The following is a 2,056-nucleotide window of genomic DNA, read 5'->3' on the forward strand; positions in this document are numbered from 1 at the left end:
ATGCGCTATCACGACGAGACGGAGCTCTACGCGGTCAGCGTCGCACGCCGTGACGGGGTCTGCGTCATCAAGCGCAAGAATCCGCCCGGAAATGAGAACGGCGGTACGTACTACCAAATCGGCTCGACCGCCCGGAATACCTTCCCGCGCAACACCTGGGTCAACGTCAGGACCAGTGCCACCACGCTCTCAAACGGCACTGTCCGGCTCATCCTCGAGGTCGGCGGTCGGCGGGTCCTGGACGTCGTGGACAGGACTCCTCGAAATCTGCTCATCGCCGGTGGCGTCGGAGTCCGGGGCGACAACGCCAATTTCCAGTTCAGGAACTTCGTCGCGGCCGCGTCCTAGAACTCCCGCCGTCGCAATCCGCTTCGCTGACCACCTCAGCGGCGCCGAACATCAAGGATCCCCCGCATGTCCGTGAAATACCGGTCGTTGACCGCACCGGCTCTCGCGCTCCTGGCCGCCTGTTTCCTCACCCTCACCATGCCCCTGTCCGGGCTGCCGGCCGCGCACGCGGCGACGAGAACCGTCGTCTCGCTCACCTTCGACGACGGCAGGCTGTCCCACTTCACCGAGGCCCGGCCGATCCTCCGTGCCCATGGCATGCGGGGGACGTTCTACCTGATCAGCGGCAATCTGGGCAGGCCGCAGTACATGAGCACCTCGCAGGCAAAGCAGCTCGCTGCCGACGGCAACGAAATCGGCGGGCACACCCTGCACCACCCCCGCCTGCCCAACCTGAGTGCCACCGAGCAGAAGCGCGAGATCTGTGACGACCGCAAGGCCCTGCAGAAAATGGGGTTCTCGGTACGCAGCTTCGCCTACCCCTACGGTGCCGCCGACGCGGCTTCCCGGCGCGCCGTCGCCGACTGCGGCTACACCAGCGCCAGGGGTGTGGGGGGCCTGGTGGCTCCGGGGAACTGCAACGGGTGCCCGTACGTCGACCGGATGCCCCCCGACAACGCGTACCAGATCCGGACACCGGGCTCCGTGCAGACGTCCACAAGCCTGAACAACCTCAAGGGGTTTGTGACAGAGGCCGAGAAGCGTGGAGGTGGCTGGGTCCCCCTGGTCTTCCACCATGTCTGCGACGGGTGCACACCCACGTACGGGATCAAGCCGAAGGTTCTGTCCGCGTTCCTGGACTGGTTGAAGACCCGCGCTTCGGCCGGTACGCGCGTGGCCACGGTCGGCGAAGTCATGTCCAGTAACGGGAAAAGTATTGGGCAGAGTGGTTCTGAGCTGAGTGGTTCTGAGATGAGCGGTACTGAGCTGAGCGGTTCTGAGCAGAGCAATGCCGAACAGAGGGGTTCTGAGCAGAGCAGCAGCGAGCAGAGCGGTACTGAGCAGAGCAGCACCGAGCAGAGCAATGCCGAACAGAGCGGTTCTGAGCAGAGCAGCGCCGAGCAGAGCAATGCCGAGCTGGCCAGTGCCGTGCTGAGCAGCGCCGGGCTGAGCAGCACCAGTGACAGCACCGGCGGACTCGCTCCGAGTCCCGCACCGTTGTGGGACCCCACCCTGGGTCTCCTCGCCGTCTGGAGGCTGCCGACGATCAGAGCCCTCCTCTCGGCACTCGCCTGACCACCAGGCTGCGCAGAACGCCGGTCACATCGGGCCGCCCCACCCCCCGTCCAGAAGGAGAAGCGCATGAAGATCCCGGTTTCCGTACCGCCGCGGAGGGCCGGAACGCCGGCTCCCGCAATCCTGTTGGCCCTGTTGTTCTCGCTGGTGGCGTCGGTACTTGCCACGCCGCTGGCGTTCGGGGGTTCCCGCGCCCCCCGTGCGGCGGCCCCGTTGACCGGTGTCACGGCGATCGCCGCCGGGGACAGCCACACCCTGGCGCTGATGAAGAACGGCACCGTCAAGGCCTGGGGTATGAACACCAACGGCCAGATCGGTGACGGCACCAACAAGGAGCGGCTCAGCCCCGTCACGGTCCCCGGGCTGACCGGGGTGAAGGCCATCTCCGCCCATGGCCACCACAGCATGGCGCTGCTGTCGGACGGCACCGTCCGGGCCTGGGGCTGGAACGATTTCGGGCAGCTCTGCGACG

At 66.5% G+C, this 2,056-nt stretch carries 2 protein-coding genes and 1 pseudogene; all 3 read left to right on the forward strand.

The annotated features are described in order from the left end of the window. Positions 1–348 (forward strand): annotated as a pseudogene (locus ACFYXH_RS42405) (hypothetical protein); the annotation flags it as partial. 66 nt (positions 349–414) lie between these two features. Next, positions 415–1,584: a polysaccharide deacetylase family protein gene (locus ACFYXH_RS42410; protein WP_389575167.1), complete on the forward strand. Its 1,170-nt coding sequence runs from the start codon at positions 415–417 to the stop codon at positions 1,582–1,584. A 66-nt stretch (positions 1,585–1,650) separates the two neighbouring features. Further along, on the forward strand, positions 1,651–2,056 hold a 406-nt coding region (locus ACFYXH_RS42415; RefSeq protein ID WP_389575169.1), incomplete at its 3' end, for an RCC1 domain-containing protein.

The organism is Streptomyces sp. NPDC002730 (assembly GCF_042888805.1).
In the GTDB taxonomy this organism is placed as follows: domain Bacteria; phylum Actinomycetota; class Actinomycetes; order Streptomycetales; family Streptomycetaceae; genus Streptomyces.